The 17,810-nt window shown below is 60.5% G+C and carries 15 protein-coding genes and 1 pseudogene; 4 read left to right on the top strand and 12 right to left on the bottom strand.

The genetic code is table 11. From position 1 onward, the window contains the following. Positions 1-112 precede the first annotated feature (112 nt). Positions 113-625 carry a hypothetical protein gene (locus IB264_RS12755; protein ID WP_084814222.1) on the bottom strand — a complete coding sequence of 171 codons (513 nt, stop codon included), beginning with the start codon at positions 623-625 and terminating at the stop codon, positions 113-115. Positions 626-992: 367 nt separating this feature from the next. Between IB264_RS12755 and IB264_RS12750 the strand changes: the two genes are divergently transcribed. Beyond that, the gene (locus IB264_RS12750) at positions 993-2,756 is read left to right on the top strand and encodes an adenylate/guanylate cyclase domain-containing protein (RefSeq protein ID WP_192433551.1); all 1,764 of its coding nucleotides are present in this window, start codon (positions 993-995) and stop codon (positions 2,754-2,756) included. 239 nt (positions 2,757-2,995) lie between these two features. Here the strand turns inward: IB264_RS12750 and IB264_RS12745 are convergent, their stop codons facing one another. From IB264_RS12745 to IB264_RS12725, 5 genes and pseudogenes are all read right to left on the bottom strand, one after another. Continuing rightward, positions 2,996-3,391 carry a type II toxin-antitoxin system VapC family toxin gene (locus tag IB264_RS12745; RefSeq protein WP_025430589.1) on the bottom strand — a complete coding sequence of 132 codons (396 nt, stop codon included), beginning with the start codon at positions 3,389-3,391 and terminating at the stop codon, positions 2,996-2,998. Next, entirely contained in the window at positions 3,388-3,588 is a 201-nt protein-coding gene (locus tag IB264_RS12740; protein WP_025430588.1) for a type II toxin-antitoxin system VapB family antitoxin, read from the bottom strand. The genes IB264_RS12745 and IB264_RS12740 overlap by 4 nt, the downstream gene beginning before the upstream one ends. 1,025 nt (positions 3,589-4,613) lie before the next feature. After that, positions 4,614-4,754 (bottom strand): annotated as a pseudogene (locus IB264_RS35595) (hypothetical protein); the annotation flags it as partial. Between the two features lie 1,425 nt (positions 4,755-6,179). Next, a complete protein-coding gene (locus tag IB264_RS12730; protein WP_192433547.1) occupies positions 6,180-7,196 on the bottom strand; it encodes a DUF4105 domain-containing protein in 1,017 nt (338 codons plus the stop codon). A 54-nt stretch (positions 7,197-7,250) separates the two neighbouring features. After that, a complete protein-coding gene (locus IB264_RS12725) occupies positions 7,251-7,517 on the bottom strand; it encodes a hypothetical protein (protein WP_084814215.1) in 267 nt (88 codons plus the stop codon). A 228-nt stretch (positions 7,518-7,745) separates the two neighbouring features. Between IB264_RS12725 and IB264_RS12720 the strand changes: the two genes are divergently transcribed. After that, on the top strand, positions 7,746-8,048 hold the full coding sequence (locus tag IB264_RS12720) for a DUF2147 domain-containing protein (protein WP_051509375.1): 303 nt from the start codon (positions 7,746-7,748) through the stop codon (positions 8,046-8,048). Between the two features lie 428 nt (positions 8,049-8,476). Here the strand turns inward: IB264_RS12720 and IB264_RS12715 are convergent, their stop codons facing one another. The 4 genes from IB264_RS12715 to IB264_RS12700 form a co-directional block, all read right to left on the bottom strand. Then, positions 8,477-9,319: a polysaccharide lyase gene (locus IB264_RS12715; RefSeq protein WP_246811762.1), complete on the bottom strand. Its 843-nt coding sequence runs from the start codon at positions 9,317-9,319 to the stop codon at positions 8,477-8,479. A gap of 149 nt (positions 9,320-9,468) precedes the next feature. Further along, on the bottom strand, positions 9,469-9,915 hold the full coding sequence (locus IB264_RS12710) for a hypothetical protein (protein ID WP_025430582.1): 447 nt from the start codon (positions 9,913-9,915) through the stop codon (positions 9,469-9,471). Positions 9,916-10,202: 287 nt separating this feature from the next. Beyond that, a complete protein-coding gene (locus tag IB264_RS12705; RefSeq protein WP_025430581.1) occupies positions 10,203-10,772 on the bottom strand; it encodes an OmpA family protein in 570 nt (189 codons plus the stop codon). A 24-nt stretch (positions 10,773-10,796) separates the two neighbouring features. Then, positions 10,797-11,219, bottom strand: coding sequence for a cysteine rich repeat-containing protein (locus tag IB264_RS12700; RefSeq protein WP_192433542.1), 423 nt, complete (start codon positions 11,217-11,219; stop codon positions 10,797-10,799). 580 nt (positions 11,220-11,799) lie between these two features. Here IB264_RS12700 and IB264_RS12695 point away from each other — a divergent pair. Further along, entirely contained in the window at positions 11,800-12,765 is a 966-nt protein-coding gene (locus IB264_RS12695; protein ID WP_025430579.1) for a hypothetical protein, read from the top strand. A gap of 102 nt (positions 12,766-12,867) precedes the next feature. On the opposite strand, the gene IB264_RS12690 is transcribed toward IB264_RS12695, so the two are convergent. Continuing rightward, complete coding sequence (locus tag IB264_RS12690) at positions 12,868-14,241, bottom strand: enoyl-acyl carrier protein reductase FabMG (protein WP_192433540.1); 1,374 nt, start codon at positions 14,239-14,241, stop codon at positions 12,868-12,870. Positions 14,242-14,477: 236 nt separating this feature from the next. After that, the gene (locus IB264_RS12685) at positions 14,478-15,395 is read right to left on the bottom strand and encodes a hydrogen peroxide-inducible genes activator (protein WP_192433538.1); all 918 of its coding nucleotides are present in this window, start codon (positions 15,393-15,395) and stop codon (positions 14,478-14,480) included. A gap of 167 nt (positions 15,396-15,562) precedes the next feature. Here IB264_RS12685 and katG point away from each other — a divergent pair, with 167 nt between their 5' ends. Further along, positions 15,563-17,737: a catalase/peroxidase HPI gene (gene katG / locus IB264_RS12680; RefSeq protein ID WP_192433536.1), complete on the top strand. Its 2,175-nt coding sequence runs from the start codon at positions 15,563-15,565 to the stop codon at positions 17,735-17,737. Positions 17,738-17,810 lie beyond the last annotated feature (73 nt).

The raw sequence follows: 17,810 nt of genomic DNA, 5'->3' as shown, positions 1-17,810 counted from the left end.
CGCTCCGAGCCAGCCTGCACGCGGATAGGTGATTAGCCAGCAGACATGCGGCAGTGCGAACTGCCACGGCAAAGAGCGCCGGCCTGTCTTCCGCATGTGAAGAGTGACGCAGTCATAACTTCCCGAACGCCACGCCTCTCCAACCCCAGCCGGTCCGATGAGCGGCTTCAATTAGGGGCGTCTTTATTTCGGTGGTATTGAAGCGATATTCGTAAACCTTGCCGTAGGACAAATCTTCCTTGAAGGCGAAGGCCATGTCGAAGCTTTTTTCCCACTTTCGACCGCGAAACGCATTAGCGCTCAAAGTAAGTGTGGGCACGCCGGCGCGCCATTCGACAGACCATTCCTGATCGACGGCGCGAACTTCGCAATTGGCAGCATCGAATTTCATCAACACCTTGAACACCCTTTGCAGCCCAGCTTTGGCAAATAGTTCGTACCAGCGGGCATCAACGATCTTCCATTCGGCGACGAGATCGACGCCTTCCGGCTTGCCGTCACGAATGATGAACGGTGCAGTCTTTCTATTGATGGCGAGAAGATCATTGCGAAGCGCTGCCGCGGATTGGCGGTCCACGCCATTCGGCGCCGGTTTATATCCTATCAGCCAGTCGAACAATTTCACGGCAGGTTCCTCAATCTGGGCACTGTGGACAATCTCTACAGTGAGACACATTAAAAATTGAGATCATGTCCGATCAGGTTCAACTGTTTGCCAAGCTCGCTACGAGAACAGATAAGAATAAAATGCACGGCTTTTGCACGCCCCTCTAACTAGAACGGATGACGCAGAGATTCGACCAGCGCGCACCAGCAAGGTCGCAAATGGGGTGGGAGCCTGTCATGCAGCATGGCTGCGGGCACGACGTGACCACGCCCAAAAGCCGTCTTTCATCCGATCTCGCTGGCGAAAAACATCTGTGAATGTGGGAAAATGCGCGCATATTAGCCCAACGATAACGATATCGTGCGCCGCAGGAGCGTTCACCGCTGTGGATCGAAAGCTTGCAGCCATCCTTTCAGCCGATGTTGCCGGCTTCAGCCGCCTCACGGCGCTGGACGAGGAGGGTACGGTTCGCGCACTCGATCTATGCCGCGGTCGGATTGACGAATTGGTTAGCGAGCATGGTGGCCGTATCTTCGGTAGCGCAGGCGACGGCCTTGTCGCCGAGTTCCCAAGCGCTGTTCAGGCCGTCCGGTGCTCAGTAGAAATCCAGCGCCGTCTCTTCAGTCTCTCACAAGCCCTCCCACCCGATCGCCGCTTGGAATTCCGCATCGGCGTCAATCTGGGTGACGTCGTTGTGTCGGGAGACGATCTGCTCGGCGACGGCGTCAATATCGCGGCACGTGTGCAGGAGATCGCCGCTCCGTCAGGCATCTGCATTTCCGCATCGGTGCGCGAACATCTTGACGGCAAGGTGCCGTTCGCGCTGACCAGCCTCGGCGAACGGAGCTTGAAGAATATCCCCCGGCCAATCTTCGTCTTCCGGGTCGATTGGCAGCAAGAGATGCCTGTCGGAGGCAGCATCGCGTCCGCGCCATTACTTGCGGCCCGCCGTGGCAAGGACCAGCCGTCAATCGTCGTCATGCCCTTCGACAACCTCAGCGGCCAGGGCGACGAATACTTCGTAGACGGCGTTGTAGAGGAGATTACCGCCGCGCTCTCGCGCGTTCGGGATTTCTTTGTAATCGCGCGACAGTCCGCATTCACCTACAAGGGACGCTTCGTCGACGTGCGTGAAGTCGGCAGGGAACTCGGCGTCAATTATGTGGTCGAAGGCACCGTTCGCCGGGGCGGCGACCGACTGCGCATTTCCGTGCAACTGGTCGATGCGGAGACAAGGACCCAGTTCTGGTCCGATCGTTACGAGGGCGCAATCGAAGATATTTTCGAGTTCCAGGATCGGATCGCGGCGCAGGTGGCAGGCGCCATTCATCCGGTCATCCGCAATGCAGAGATCGAGCTGGCCAAGCGCAAGCCGCCGACCAGCCTGCGGGCCTATGATCTCGTTATGCGCGCCTACCCGTACCTTTGGGGCCGCCGCAAGGATACCAACAACCAGGCGATCGAACTGCTTCAGCAAGCGATCGCCGTCGATCGGAGCTATGGTCGCGCGCATGCACTTTTGGCGTGGTGCCACGCCTCAAACGCATCCTACCTATGGACAGAACAACCGAAACCTGAGCTGGAAAAGGCGCGCGCAGCGGTCGAAGCTGCAGGCTCGATCAGCGATGATCCAACCGCGCTGACTGCCGCCGGCGCGGCAATGAGCATCTGCGGCGACCAGCAGCGCGCCACCATCTTTATCGAAAAGGCCCTTGCGCTTGATCCAAACAATGCCTGGGCATGGGCGCGCCTGGGCTGGATCGCGATCTACAAGGGCGAAGCCACTCGCGCGCCGGAACGCTTCCAGCGTGGGATGACCCTGAGCCCAAGAGATCCGCTCACATTCAACATGAGATTAGGGATGGCCTTTTCTTTGGCCATGGAAGGTTCTCTTTCACAGGCCATCGCGATAGCCCAGGAGGTCATCAACAGCTATCCTGACGTGACCTGGTCCTATCGCCATCTCGCCGCCTGGTCGGCGATGAGCGGAGACCTAGAGACCGCCCGATGGGCCGCGCAGAAGCTATTGGCGGCCGAGCCAGGCTTTACAATCGAGTGGTATCGAGCGCTGCCCTGGTTTCAAAACATACCGCATTGGGAAGAGCAGATGGCCGAGGGTTTGCGGCAAGCAGGTTTGCCCGAACGCTGATTGCCGTTCGAGGACATGCGCGGTCCGCTCTCGGCCGAGGATTTGCTCTTTTGGCGGAGCCGGCCAATGTCTTGGAAGGGGCGAGAGCAGCTAAGGTCTGGTTCTGGCGCGTTTGAGGCCACGAGCGCATCAGCCGCTCAGCATAAATCCTATTCGATTTAAGGATAAAAACATGCAGCCATTCAAAGTGCTACAGCGACCTTTGTGCGTCTAATAAGACGCGCGGCGCTGTAGCTTCATTATTTCAGCATCTCGTTCCGCGCGTTGACAGGCGTGTGCAGTGAAGCCCCCGTCTTTTCGGCCGCTGCCCGCAGACGCTTGTCTCTGGTCCATAGGGCCGCACGCTGATCAAGGAGAACCGAGGCCAGCAAATGGGCATCAGTGTAGCCAATGCCCATGCTGAAAATGCCGTGGCGATCGATCATCGTCATGACTTCGTCGTGTGTTGCGACGAACGCTTCGCGCTGAGCGGCCAAGAAGGCTATCACGCTCCCGCGATCCCGAAGGCTGCCAAGCGCCAGTTCGCCAATCACAGCCGGATGGCAGAGTAGGCGATCGTCCTCAATAATCCTACGCAGCTCTGCATCGACATGGCGGAAATGATCAATCCAGATAGAAGTGTCTGCAAGTATCACTTGGCCGCTGCGCTCCGGCGGCGTGGGGCTGCCTCCGCATCGGGCATAGTTCCTCCGAGCGCGATGAGGCGTTTTCCCGACTCCACACGAACAAGCGTCTCCAAAGCTTGGCGGACTAAAGCGGCGGTTTCTTTTGTACCGGTTAGGGATCTGGCTCTTTCCATGAGAGCGTCGTCGAGATTGATAGTCGATCGCATCATCTGGTTTCCTAATTCCGGCATTATAAATAGCACCATTTGGTGCTGAAATCTACGCCTGGTTCCCCCTCGTTGCGACAGCGAGCATCAAGGAAGTTGCAGATGTCTTCCGCATGGCAGCACCTTTGTCTTACTGTGAAAGTGTCAGCGAGGCGGTGGTTGCTCTACCGCCTTTAAGGCCACCCCCGCGCCAAAGGTGATTGCGGTCGCGGTCGGCAGGATGTGGATCGATGCGTCCGTGTCCATTGCACTGCCTTCCATCTGATGCGGATGGTCGGCACTATGTCCAACTTGGGAACCAGCTCATATGTCGGAAGAGTGACGGATCCGGCCAGAAAAGGAACGTATTTTGCTGTAGCATCCGGCGTTCACGGGCGGTGCGCGGCGTCGGAAACCCTGAATTCAGCTTCGACATCTCTCGCACTTGGCACTGGCAGTCCGACCCGTCGAAGCGCTGCGATGATGCGAATGCTGTCCTTCTGCGGCAGGTTTCTCTTCCGGTTCTCGGCCACGATGTTGGGCAGATAGTCGGGGCGCATCTTCATGAACACCTCGCCCTCACGCTTTGCGTCTGCCAACAGCCCGGCCTCAGAGTAGATGACCGCCGCAACGCCATGGAAGAGCGGAAATTTCTTCAGGTCGGCCTTGCGGATCAGCCGCACCGCCTTCTCATGATCCTGGAGCATGCAGGCGATCAGAGCGCGCGTCCCGAAGTAATATCCGGCTCCGCCTGGATTGAGCTTGATCGCACGATCCAGCAGTTCCGCACCACGCTCCCATTGCCCCGAGAACGCGACGCGCGTTCCGAGCTCTCCGAGGAACTCCGTGTCGTTCGGGTTGGCGGCGAGCGCCTCCTCGCCGACCTCGAACGCCTCCTTCGGCTCGTTGTTGAAGAAGAGGGCCGTCATGAGCGCCTGCAGGGCGCGCGTGTTGTCAGGTTCGAGCGAGACCGCCCGCCGCGCCGAACCGAGCGCGCGCTCCATCGCGGGAACCTTGTCACTCTGCGGGTTGAACTGGAATCTGCCCTCGTCGAGATGGACAATCGAGAGCATCGACCAAGCTGTGGCGTAGGCCGGGAAACGCGCCACAGCTCTCTCCAGGCAGTCGCGGGCGGCCAGGTGTTCTTCCGGGGCCAGCTTCTCGCGGTAGGCGTAGAAACGCAGCATACAGTCATGGACGCCCACATCGTCCGGCGGCGGGTTAGCCGCCAATGATTTCGCGATGATGCCGTAAGGCTGGGCTATGGCCGTAGCCACTTTGCTGGCGACATCGGATTGGATGGCGAAGAGGTCGTGGGTGTCCAGATCCTCGTCGTAGTCCTGCGACCACAGGATCGATCCGTTGGAGGTTTCGACCAGGCGCACTGTCACGCGAACCTTGTCCCCCGCAACGCGGACCCCACCTGCGAGAAGGTAGTGCGCGCCCAGTCCATCGCGAACCTTCGATGTCTCGATATCGGGAGGCAGTGACTTCGATGTCTCGCGGCCGAAGACCATAATCTCCTTGAAGCGGGGAAGGGCGGTGAGAAGCTCCTCGGTCAGCCCGACGGCATAGCGTGCAGCCTGCGGGCCATCGCCCAGGTCCGCGAAGGGTGCGATCACGAGTGTCGGCTCGTCCGGAATCTGTCCGACGGAACGACTGGAGGCTGCCCCCGTCAGACCGCCTGCGTAATAGCCAAGTCCCGCGCAAACGAATGCTACAAGCACGGCCAGCACGGGCCAGCCGAGATGCCGCCATGTGAAGGCCCGGCGTCCGCCGCCGTCTTCGCTCAGTTCATCGTCGGCCGCCTCTGCCGGCGCCGGCGCGTCATTCCATGTAAAGGTTGGCACGTAGCCACCCTTGGGGATGTCAATGCGGATCGGATCGTGTTGGCCTGCAGTAAGATAGTAGCGTTCGATGACCCGGCGCAAACGTCCGGCCTCGATCCGCACGATGGGATCGTCCTGAGAGAAGTCCGCGCTGCGGTTGAACACCTCGATGGCAACCGAATACGCCTTGAGACGGTGCGCCCGGCCTGCAAGCGCTTCCTCGGTAACATACTTCAGGAAGGCAGCGCCGCGTCCACCACTAGGAAATTCGCGGCTGGAGAGAATCCGCGCAAGTTGCGCCCTGACCTCCTCATGGGTCGGACAGGGGCGCTCTGCCCGATCAACCGGCGACGACACCGAGGTCTGCATGCATTCTCCTCACCGGTCACAGAACGCGAGCAGTTTTTGCTTGTATTGGAATCCCCTTATGCAACCTACCTCCCGAAGGGCATCTCGTCCACACTTGAAAGAGGTTTCGCAGCCGTAAAGTGTGGCGCTGTCGAGACAGAACCACCGGGAGAAATATAGGGTGGTGAACAGTGTACGATATTGCACATCCTCTCGCTCCGCAGCCAACCACCGCACGGCGGGCTTCGGCCGGAGTCGGCATTGGTGCGGTCGCCATCATCGGTAGGGCCGCAGCCGTGGCGGTGTTCTGAACGCGCTTAACGAGCTTCATGAGTTCCGTCCTGATTGAGGGCGTAGGCGAAACTTCGCCTGGCCGACTCCTGACAGGGCGCATCACGCGACATCGTCGCGATTTCCTCGGTATGTTGCTGTAGGTTACGGTGTGGCAGCGGCGGCCGGGGAGGGCACTCCGACGCGGATTGCCTTCGAGAAGTCGGGCGACAATCCATCCGCCCGCGCCCGCTCGTCGATTTTGGAAATCTCTCGCAACTGGGCAAGCGGCATCGACGTGTCGATGGCTCCCCGGTCATAGGCGTAGTCGGGAAGATAACCGTTGACGATCAGCCGCCAGTCGAACGGGACCTTGTCTCCGGCGACTCGCATCAGCTTGGCGACGGTCGTCGTGCAGTTCGTCGTGATCGAATTGTAGAACTGCGGAGTCCGGGCGAGAGCGTTGGCCTCGGCGACGTATTCGAGTAGCAGATTTCGTGCCTGCTCTGGACTGGCCCTCAGCCGATAGACTTGGACGTCCTCGCCACGCACGTTGGAGCGGACGCCGACAACGTCGCGTTCTTCCGCGGCAAGGATCACCAGAGGGTCGTTCTTGAAGAGATCGGCAAGAGGAGAAAACGCGCCACCGACCTTGTGGCGTACCTCGATCGACCAGGCGAGTTGCTCTCCGTCTTCGAAGCCGAAGCTGAAGATGACATGTGCGATCTTCGGCCCTGCCCAGTATGACATGAACAGGTCGACGGTCTTCACTTTGCTCACATCGTAGGTCCGTGTCGTCCAGCGCTCCGTGAAGTCGGAATTGCTTCGCCACCCGAAGTCCCGGACATCTGTCAAGGTCAGCGAATTTCCGTCGATCCTACCCGTGACCTGCCGGGCGACATCCGGTGCCCATGCAGCGTTCGCTTCCGGCTTGATCGAGCTCCACCAGAAGAGAACAAGGGCGAAGACGACAGCGAACGAAAGGATGGCCCTCACGCGCAGCCGGCTGGCAAGCGCCGCTATAGTGAAGAGACCGAAGACGAGGAAGACGCCAGCGCCAATTGCCCGTCCGGCATCAGGCAGGGAAAGGCGAAACCAGAGGGCCAGGGAACCCCAGACTGTCAAAGCCGCCACGATCAGCGCGACCGCGAAGATGAGGATGATCGCCATCAACCGAGGCATGTTGTTCCTTTTCTGTAGCCGCCGCAGTGCCGCGACGATGCGGAGATCGCGTGTTCAACGGGGGGCAGGGAATGGCACGACCTTGTCAAGATCCAGCATGGTGTGGATTTCCTTGCCAAGGCCATCTATGAGTTCGAGCGCCTCGGCGTACCGTTCATCTCGCTCCGGAGCTGTAGACGACTCCCAGTCCCGCACGAGTTGGTCCGCGATGGAAAAGTCGTTGCACAGTTCTCGGAAGCTTTCATTGCGGGAGGCAAGCGCATCGATCTCCTGCGTCTGCCCGGGAAACCTGCGCTTGGCGAACGCCGTATCGTATTTCATTCCATCGCCCCCCGGACCGGCGACGTGAGGGGTTCCCGCACATCCGCGCAGTCATCATGAAGATGGCACAGAATCCGGACGACGCCATGTAGGTTACAGTAACATACGGCGTGTTTCTTGCGGTCGGCAGCGGATGTGTGGTCCAAATCGGACATCGGTTCGTTGGCGGGCCAGCCATGCGAGGACGATGCCGTGAAACCCATCCTGATCTCCGTCACAGCGCTGCTAATGTCGACCGGACTGGCGAGCGCAGCCGACCCGATCGTCGGAAACTGGAAGACGACGCTCGGCGACACCGCCGCGATCGAGCCGTGCGGCGGCGGCTTCTGCATCACGCTGAAGAGCGGCAAACATGCAGGCGAGAAGATCGGCGCGTTTGAAGGCGGCAGCGGCAGCTATTCTGGCAAGATCACCGATCCCGACGCGAAGAAGACCTACAACGGAACCATCAGCGTCTCCGGCGACACGGTCACCCTCAAGGGCTGCGTGATGAAGATAGTCTGCGAGTCGCAGAGATGGTCACGCCTTTAGTCCGCGGGACCAGATGATACGGTAACATACCGGCGTTTCTGTCGGGACCTGCGGTTCTCGCACCGGGATTAAATTCCGGTGATCGGCCGGGCAAGTGGATCGGGCACAGCGGCATGACAGGGCCTCGAAAGAGATATCTCGCGCTATTGCGCCGCGGGCCTTATTAGACCCGCAAAGGTCGCTGTAGCACTTTGACTTGCTGCATGCAGCTCTCGCAGCGGCAGCCCCTCGGCTGCGGCCGACATCTCGGGGCCTGGACCGACCGTCATTGACAACGTCTGGAATAGGTCACGTTTGACGTGGCCGGCGTGCACGGCGACATCGGCGTGCGCGGCCTCCGCGTCAGGCGCGGTTGAGATCTCGCCTCTGGACGTGCTTGAGGATCAGGACGGTGCGATTGCGGGATCCTTTCAAGCGGTCGGTCGAATTTAATCTGATGCTGAGCGTAGCGCCGCAAGTCCGGCGGGTCCAAGAACGTCTTCACTGCGTGTGGAGCGGCGAAAGTTGTCGAAGTAGAGCGTCCATTCCCCTTGGGCCGCCGAGCGGTACGGGCCGAACTTGAAATACTGCCGAGAGCCAAGCCCATGTTCTTCATGCCCGATATGGCCTCGGACCGTCACGATCCAGCGGTCGTTGGCGAAGAGTTCGATATGCCCTGTGCCATCCGGTCCCGGCCGGGTCATCACCGCAAAGTCAATCCATCCACTATGCGGCGTCGGCAGCTCATTACCCCGGTGGATGACGGTGATGCGATCACTGTAGGCCGTGAACAGGCGCCCGTCCTGTGGCTTCCAGCCAGGGTCGGTGGCAACCAGCGCACGCATCTGCCGCTTTTCCGGCCGCAGAAAAACCGGGGTGAGGGCCGATGCGCCGGTCGACAAAGAAGGGCGCCGCGAGATCACCGGAAAAGTGGTCTCAACGGTCGCAAACAGTCGGCCGCGAACGAGACGAAGCGCCAGGAACGGACTGAAGTCACCCCTCGCCTCCGGACCGATCTCGCGCTTCCATTGGGCGATCACATGGCGGTGGTCCCCTTGCGGGATGGGATCGGCAAACCTGACGGAAAAGCCGTACCAGACCGCCTTGTCATATGGTACGCGCAGTGTCGTGCGTTCCCACACCTCCGCCCGCTCGCTTCGATCGTCTTCGCCCTCCCAGAGGGGTCGGACGCTTAGCTTCAACGCGCCGGCACTACCAAAGGTGACGTCGCGCTGAAACTCGACTGAGCCTGCACGTTGCTCGACATTGTCGCGGTAATAGAGCCCACCCATAGGCGAGAAGCTGTCGCCTTCGAAGCCGTCAACAAGGTTGGTTTCCCAGGACAACGGCGTCGCTGCGTCGCCAATCCCGTCAGGTGCGTTGCCAGCGGTATCCAATTCGATCTCCTCCATATCATCCGTACTCGCAACGTATTTTGTGCTTAGAGCTCCGTTCCTATCTTGCGACAGTCTATTGCGAGCCTCCGGTCAGCGATGTGGTCGTTGCACCGGGTTAGGTAGCAGCCGTTGTTTGACTTCAATCGACCGGCCCCACCGCAGACGTCACACGTGTGGTAGGATCGCTCCGCAATCTCGTGGTAGATCACACCAAGCGCGGCGGCTACTTCTGCCGACGGCCGATAGCCATTCGTCGGACTGAGATAGCAGCGAAGGCCACCCCATTTTTCCTCTATTTGCCGAATGTAGAGCTTGGAAAGCAGCCCGCGTTTGGCGAGGAAGACTTCGACGCGCCGCACATACTCTTCGATTAATTCGTTCCAGCCCGTGTTCGCAGTTAGGAAAAGGGACCAAGCCTCCTCGCTCGTGTCTGGATCGAAGAGGCCAGCATAAGTTTGCCGAAGGTGCACGACGAACTCCGCATGTGTCATGCAGCGGCTCCTTTCGTATGAACCCGGGTTGGGAGGGACGGTCAGTTGCTGAGACTTCCCGACAACCTCACGTCGCGTAATATTCATGACGATCCCTCCAAAAAGATCCAATTTTGTCACGAAATGAAACTGGCTCAGTCGATGTTGCCCACGAGGTGACGGCCGCCAAAAGTTTGGTCGTAAACGCCCACAGCATCGCCACGCGATGGCGCGGCGATGCTGGTTCTGACGCAGCCGGCAGGGACAGCGAGACCCCTGACTACAAGATGAAAAACCAATCACTCATGTTACTTCACAAGACCGAGGTTCACGAGCTGAACGCGCCGATTGTCGGCAGCCTTCGGGTTCGCCGGATCTACTGGCCATTCCTCGCCGACGCCGATCGCGAACAGACGGTCCGGCGCGACAGCGAATGTCGTCGACAGGGCCTCCGTAATCGCATTCGCCCGCTTCTGGCTGAGATCCAGATTGTGCTTGGCATCGCCCGTTGAGCTCGTGTGTCCGACGACAAGGAACTTGTAGCGCCGCAGGTTCGGATGATGCAGGGCGTCGGCGATCAGGCCGACTGTACGATAGGATTTCGGTTCGATGGCGACGGAATCGTTCTCGAAGTCGATCTCGACGATGAGCTGCGACAGCTGCGAAAGTTTCTGCCAGTTAGGAAGCGCGGCGACGCCCTTGCCTGCACTCGCAGCCGCTTCTTCCACAAGCAACGCGATGTCGACGGCGGGAGCGGCTCCCTCCAGTCTGTCGAGCGTGCGCACGACCTGCGGGCCGCTCAGGTCCTGCGAGAATGGGTGGCCGGGTGCCAGCAGCAGTCCGGCGGCAAACATCGTTGCAAGTCGAAAGCTCTTCATGATCCTGTGTCCCTTCAACATTGTTCACCGCCATCCGGCATCGGTGATAGCCTGGCCGCATTGGCCTTCATTCACGCGTGTCGCCTTGTTCAGGCAGGCAAGAATGTTGCCCTCGCCTTTCACGTCGCCGCAGTACTGAGCGACGTAATGCTTGCAGATCGTCGTGAACGACGACTGGGCGGCAAGGCGCTGCTCGATCGAGGCAGTGACGCCCACCAGTGTCGCCGTGCAGGTGGGCGAAACCTTCGCGGCATGTGCCTCCAGGCAGTCCTGGATGCGGCCGTTTCCGAGGTTCAGGCCCTTGCAGAACTTCTTGATGTCGGATCCGCAGTCGCTGGCGAGCGTGCTCACCGCATCGGCGAAGCTGATGGTGTCGGCACGGGCCGCGCCCGTCAGCGCGAGGAACGCGACCAGCGCCCCTCCTAACAGTCTGGTTCTCATCGACATGCTACCCCCATAGTGAACGGTTGATCGCCGGAGAAACTCCCCGCACACATCTGTTGCGCTACCGGGGGCTCCAGGGGAAGTATGTTACGGTTACATTGGCCGTAGGATACGGCTTCAACGAGCCGCAACCGAGCTCCGGCTAGAACGTCACGGCCAGTCGCGTGAATGTCCCTAGCTTTGCCAACCGCTACGGTCGAACGCCCGGGAACAACGCTGGAATGCGCACGAAATCGGATTGCGTGGGCTGCCGAAGAATTGGTCAGCGGAACCGACCGCCGGGGCGTCACCGGAACACAAGTGGTCGTGACACTTGGCGCGGCTTTCAAAGCGGTCTCGGGTGGTCGTTGAGCCGTGCTCAGACGGAGCTGAGTTCGCCCATGACGTCATCAACGTCATTCGCCGCACTCCGGATCTGGAGCTGCTCGCTGGACAGCCCATCGACATACCCGGTCGCGACATGCCCGCGATCTTAATTTTGCTGCAATGCAACACAAACATTAGCGCTTACTGTTTGGCCGGGACTGTGGGGTCAAGAACAAGGTTTTGTCACCAAAACCTCGTCGCCATTTAAGGATATCAGATGTTCGACACACCCAAATCCAAATCGAACGACCTGGAAACCATAGCCCGCAGCGGCGGGGCGTTCCGCCGCATGGCTGCACGCGTACCAACCTATCTAACGGACGTGCGGGAGAATCCCGCCTGGCTGCCGATGTTCCTGCTGGCGCGGACAATGCCGTTCCGCAAGGCCCACTGGCTGACCGCCAAACCCGTGCGCTCCACTGACGACGCTACGCCTTCGATGTTCGGCAACCTTCAGGCGGAGGCAATCGCGACCGAACTCAGGCGAACCGGCATCTTTGCCGGTCTGACGCTGCCTGCGCCGATCCGCGAGGAAATCGCCCGGTTCGGCCGCGAAACGCCGTGTTTTGGCAACTTCGAGCGCAAGGTGGAGTTTCTCGCCGATGAGCACGCGGACGCCGAGCGGCGTTTTGGCCGCACGATACTGAGCGGCCATCATTTCGAGCGGGTTCTGCAGTGCGATGCCGCTTTGGCCGTGCAGCGGGACCCATTGCTCCTCAACGTGGCAAGGCACTATCTCGGCGGCCAAGCCAAACTCATCACGACGCGAACTTGGTGGAGCTTTCCGACGAAGTCTGCTTCAGAGGCCGATCTCAGCCGCGCCTCGTTCAAGTTCCATTTTGATCTCGACGATTGGCGGATGTTGAAGTTCTTCTTCTACCTCACCGACGTCGATGCGGACGCCGGGCCGCATGTTTATGTGCGGGGCAGCCACAACCGCCGACGTGTCAAGCATCAACTGACGCTACTTGTCGGGCATCCGGCAGATGAGGTGCTGGGCTTCTACGGTGAGGACAGTGCCATTACCATGATCGGAAACGCGGGTACGGGTTTTGTGGAGGATCCTTTTGGCTTTCATATGGGAACATTGGCAAAACAGTCGCCGCGCCTGATGATGGAAGTTGGGTTCGGCGTGTCAAAGCCGTCAAACCGCCGCTATCATGGTGAACCCGTCGTGCGGTGAACCGAAGACGCCAGATTGGCTACGGTTGGCGCACTCCTGCCGGACCTTCGTCTCGTTCTGGCCCCTAAGAGAAAAGACTGTCCAAGCTGGATTGGGAAGCTGTCAGGCAACCTCGAGGTGAGAGCCTGTCGCCCCATGCGAGATCGCGGGCGCCTGCTTTTGCAGGTGGGATGCGTTAAGTCGGCGCGCCACTATGTCGTGGTTGAGCCACTGGACGGGACCGGAGGGATCCGAGGTTTCGCCAAAAATCAGCTGCCCGGTCGCCTCCACCACGAGGGCACTCAGGTGGTCGCTGATCATCGCCTTGCCGTCCCGATGCATCTGCGTGATCTCGTTGGACGTGCCGATGGTCAGATCGGATTGTGCCTGGCTGTTTGCCATGGGCCACGCCGAGAAATCATAGAACGGACGCATGACCTCGTTGGCCTGCATATCGGTAATTTTCTGGATGACATCCGTCATCGTGAAGCCGTCTGCCAGAAGCCGCTCACATGCCTGCCACTGTTCTTCGGCCCATTGACCGCCGTTTTCCTTCTTCAAGGCGAGCAGCAGCGGTATCAGGGGAAGCTCGATACCCGTGAAGACGTCGGAGGAATTGGTCCGGATTTCAGGGCAGTTATAAACGGTTGCCTTGATACCCGCCGCCCAGGCTTCCTGCGCGATGCCTTCGAGCCGCATCTTGGCGTAGCCTTGGGTGTAGTTGGTGTAAGTCTGCCAGCGATAGCTGCCGTCGATCAGGACCGCCGTTCCATGGTAGCCGTAGGCCGTGTACCGGACCTGACCGCCCGATGCCTCCACACGTGCGCGGATCGCCGAACTGGACTCGATGAGGTGCCGAAAGGTGATTGCGGAGACTTCGTCGAAATTCTGCAGGATGAGCTTGCCCATATCGCTGTCAAGCAGGGCTTGCGACGACATGTGGCGGGGACCACGCCCCTTGTATATCCGATTGGCAACGACCAGGAATACCTTCGCTTTCGGGATGCCTCCGGCCATCGTATGGGCGAATATGACATTGCGGCCGTCGGCAATCATTCCGTCGAGAACGGCCATGACCTGTGAAAGCGAATTCGTGAAGCGCGAAGTGGCAATGTCCCGGCACTGCTGGATGTAGTCCCAGTCGAGCCCGTCCTGTTCCCAGCTCTCCAGCGTCATATTGGCCAGGAGATCAGTCGGAGTGGGGCCACCTGCCGGAGCGTCGAGATCGAAGCCGGCCATAAGGGGGATGTTGATGATCCTGCCGCCCAGTCGCTCTTCGGCGGCAGAGAGTTCCTCGGCGTCCAGAGGCCGCAGCGCGTTGTTCTCGTCGCGACGACCGACCGTGATCCCCACGATCTCCATGCCAGCCTGCCGCGCCTGGTCGAGCAGGCCAGTTGCGTATCCGCGGCCGAACAGTTCGCCGAAGAGGACGAAAACATCACCTTTGCGAAAGACGTTGTTCTCGGCAAGGCGATTCAATGCGATCGGGTTTTCCATACTGTCAGCTCTTTGGTCCGTTCGTCGTCGAGCGGTGACTCGGACGACCTTCAATCGTTACATGACCGGACTGACCCGTAATGGGAAGTCATATTAAGTGACCGTTCATTTCAAAACGTGATGTGCCGCCGGGATCGCTGGGCGTGGAGCTTCGGCATCCAAGGAGGTCCCACAACGGTTTGGGAACCTGCGATTGCCTGTTGTCGCCAGCCGGTGACCGGCCTAGCAGCTTCCTTTCACGCGGCGGCATCCATTTGCCTCTGCCTGCTCAGTCCGGCTTCGCGCACGATGTCGGCGATCCGAGTGAACTGCGTCGACAGTGGATTGGTCTTTCGCCAGACCATCCCGATCGTTCGGGTCGGACGGGGGCCGGCAAGCCGGGACACGCAGACCGAAGAGGACCGCGTTTCGGTCTCGATGGCCATCTGCGGGATAAGCGTCACACCTATGCCCGCACCCACCATCTGAACGAGCGTCGAAAGCGAGCTCCCCTCCATGACATCGCGCGTCGATGCTGTCGTGATGTTGCAGACGGACAGGGCCTGATCCCGGAAGCAATGCCCCTCCTCCAGCAGAAGCAGGCGCATCTCGTGAAGTCTCTCCGAAGACGGCACCGGCTTGCCCGCATCCTCCAGGGGCCGTACCAGCACGAATTCCTCGTCAAAGAGCGGGATTTCCTCCAGGGCAGGCTCCGAAATCGGCAGCGCGACGATGGCGATATCCAGTTTCGCGTCCGCCAAGTCCTCGATCAGTCTTTGTGTGATCGCCTCACGCGGCCGCGGATCGAGTCCCGGATACAGTCGTGTCAGCGACTTTATTATGGTTGGCAGCAGATAAGGCGCTACCGTTGGAATGATGCCGAGGCGAAGGCGGCCCGCGAGCGGCCCGTGCGCAGCCCGTCCGAGATCTGCCAGTTCGTCGACAGCGCGCAGGATCGCGCGGGTACGGCCAACGAACTCCTCGCCGAGACCCGTCAGCCGTATGCGGCGCCCGCCTCTTTCCACGAGCGGCGCGCCAAGCAGTTCCTCCAGTTCCCTTATCTGCACGGATAGCGCGGGCTGCGAGATGGCGCAGCTCTCTGCGGCGCGGCCGAAATGGCCGATCCGGGCAAGGGCGTCAAAATAGCGGAGATGTTTCATCGTCAGGCCATTCATAACCTCAGCATATCGCTGCCTTTAGAATATACAATTGGAATTTATGAGGTGGGCTTGTTACTCATTGGCCACTCGGAAGGCACCTGCCGGTGGCGCTGACCCAAGAGGTGTGCCCGCGAAGCCCTTCCAGTGTCCGTAGATTGAAGAAAAACCCGTTGGAGGACCAAATGGATACGAAGACAACCACGGCCGGCAAGTGTCCGGTCATGCACGGCGGCGCCACGGCTCTCGGCAACTCCGTCATGGAATGGTGGCCCAACGCACTCAACCTCGACATCCTGCACCAGCACGACAGCAAGACCAATCCGCTGGGCAAGGGGTTTAACTATCGCGAAGAGCTCAAGAAGCTGGACGTGGAAGCGCTGAAGGCGGACCTGCGCGCCCTGATGACGGACAGCCAGGAATGGTGGCCGGCTGACTGGGGTAGCTATGTCGGCATGATGGCGCGCGTCACGTGGCACGCGGCCGGCTCCTACCGCGCCGCCGACGGCCGCGGCGGTGCCAACACCGGCAACCAGCGCTTCGCCCCGCTCAATTCCTGGCCGGACAATGTCAACACCGACAAGGGTCGCCGCCTGCTTTGGCCGATCAAGAAGAAATACGGCAACAAGATTTCCTGGGCCGACCTGATCGCGCTTGCCGGCACCATCGCCTATGACGTTGCCGGCCTGAAGACCTTCGGCTTCGCCTTCGGTCGCGAGGACATCTGGGCGCCGGAAAAGGACGTCTACTGGGGTGACGAGAAGCAGTGGCTCGCCCCGAGCGACGGCCGCTACGGCGACGTCTCCAAGCCAGAGACGCTGGAAAACCCTCTTGCTGCCGTGCAGATGGGCCTCATCTACGTCAACCCGGAAGGCGTGAACGGCAAATCCGATCCACTGGCGACCGCCGCGCAGATGCGCGAGACCTTCGCGCGCATGGGCATGGACGATGAGGAAACTGTGGCCCTCACCGCCGGCGGCCACACCATCGGCAAGTCCCACGGCAACGGCAACCCGGGTGACCTCAGCCCCGATCCGGAAGCCGCAGGCCCGGAATTCCAAGGCCTCGGCTGGATGAATACCAAGGGTCGCGGCATCGGCCGTAACACCGTCGTCTCGGGCATCGAGGGTGCCTGGACCGCCGAGCCGACGAAGTGGGACAATGGCTTCTTCGAGATGCTGTTCAACCATGAATGGACGCTGACGCACAGCCCTGCGGGCGCCTCTCAATGGGCGCCGATCACCATCGCAGAGGAAGACAAGCCAGTCGACGTCGAGGATCCCTCGATCCGCACCATTCCGATGATGACCGATGCGGATATGGCGCTGAAGGTGGACCCGATCTATCGCGAAATCTCGCTTCGCTTCAGGAATGACTTCACGGCCTTTTCGGATGCCTTCGCCCGCGCCTGGTTCAAGCTGACGCACCGCGACATGGGTCCGAAGTCCCGCTATCTCGGCCCTGATGTGCCGGCCGAAGACCTCGTCTGGCAGGATCCGATCCCGGCCGGCCGCAAGGACTACGATATCGGGGGCGTCAAGGCGAAGATCGCGGCATCAGGTCTTTCCATCGCGGATCTGGTTGCCACGGCATGGGACAGCGCCCGCACCTTCCGCGGTTCGGATTTCCGCGGCGGTGCAAACGGCGCCCGCATCCGCCTTGCCCCGCAGAAGGACTGGGAGGGCAATGAGCCGGCACGTCTGGCCCGTGTTCTTTCCGTTCTCGAACCGATTGCCGCGGCATCGGGTGCCAGCCTTGCCGACGTGATCGTGCTCGCCGGCAACTACGGCGTCGAGCAGGCGGCAAAAGCCGCAGGCTTCGATATCGAAGTGCCCTTCGCGGCCGGCCGCGGCGATGCGACCGCCGAGCAGACGGACGCCGACGGCTTCGCTCCGCTCGAGCCGCTCGCCGACGGCTTCCGCAACTGGCAGAAGAAGGACTATGTGGTGAGCCCGGAAGAGCTGCTGCTCGATCGCGCCCAGCTCATGGGCCTGACCGCGCCCGAGATGACAGCGCTCGTCGGCGGTCTCCGCGTCATCGGCACGAACCATGCCGGCACCGCACACGGCGTCTTCACGAGCCACGTCGGCGCGTTGACGACGGACTTCTTCGCCACGCTGACCGACATGGGCTATTCCTGGATTCCGACCGGCAACAACCTGTATGAAATCCGCGACCGCAAGACCGGCGCGACCAAGTACACGGCGACCCGCGCCGACCTCGTCTTCGGTTCGAACTCCGTTCTTCGCGCCTATGCGGAGGTCTATGCCCAGGATGACAACAGGGAGAAGTTCGTCAAGGACTTCGTTGCAGCCTGGACCAAGGTCATGAACGCCGATCGTTTCGATCTGGCTGCGTGACCCCTGGGATCACCCAGTCAACGCCTTCCCCCGTCGAACGGGGGGAGGCCCTCGGATCCGCCGTCTCTGGAGA

It is taken from the genome of Ensifer sp. ENS11, from assembly GCF_014851895.1.
GTDB lineage: Bacteria > Pseudomonadota > Alphaproteobacteria > Rhizobiales > Rhizobiaceae > Ensifer > Ensifer canadensis.
This window is presented reverse-complemented; position numbering and strand designations above follow the sequence as displayed.

Excerpts from the sequence above, each read along its gene's own strand:
- IB264_RS12740 (WP_025430588.1), bottom strand. The coding sequence starts at position 3,588 with ATGCGATCGACTATCAATCTCGACGACGCTCTCATGGAAAGAGCCAGA.
- IB264_RS12700 (WP_192433542.1), bottom strand. The coding sequence starts at position 11,219 with ATGTCGATGAGAACCAGACTGTTAGGAGGGGCGCTGGTCGCGTTCCTC.
- IB264_RS12695 (WP_025430579.1), top strand. The coding sequence starts at position 11,800 with ATGTTCGACACACCCAAATCCAAATCGAACGACCTGGAAACCATAGCC.
- katG (WP_192433536.1), top strand. The coding sequence starts at position 15,563 with ATGGATACGAAGACAACCACGGCCGGCAAGTGTCCGGTCATGCACGGC.
- IB264_RS12685 (WP_192433538.1), bottom strand. The coding sequence starts at position 15,395 with ATGAATGGCCTGACGATGAAACATCTCCGCTATTTTGACGCCCTTGCC.
- IB264_RS12705 (WP_025430581.1), bottom strand. The coding sequence starts at position 10,772 with ATGAAGAGCTTTCGACTTGCAACGATGTTTGCCGCCGGACTGCTGCTG.
- IB264_RS12690 (WP_192433540.1), bottom strand. The coding sequence starts at position 14,241 with ATGGAAAACCCGATCGCATTGAATCGCCTTGCCGAGAACAACGTCTTT.
- IB264_RS12720 (WP_051509375.1), top strand. The coding sequence starts at position 7,746 with ATGTCGACCGGACTGGCGAGCGCAGCCGACCCGATCGTCGGAAACTGG.
- IB264_RS12730 (WP_192433547.1), bottom strand. The coding sequence starts at position 7,196 with ATGCCTCGGTTGATGGCGATCATCCTCATCTTCGCGGTCGCGCTGATC.
- IB264_RS12725 (WP_084814215.1), bottom strand. The coding sequence starts at position 7,517 with ATGAAATACGATACGGCGTTCGCCAAGCGCAGGTTTCCCGGGCAGACG.
- IB264_RS12715 (WP_246811762.1), bottom strand. The coding sequence starts at position 9,319 with ATGGGTGGGCTCTATTACCGCGACAATGTCGAGCAACGTGCAGGCTCA.
- IB264_RS12710 (WP_025430582.1), bottom strand. The coding sequence starts at position 9,915 with ATGACACATGCGGAGTTCGTCGTGCACCTTCGGCAAACTTATGCTGGC.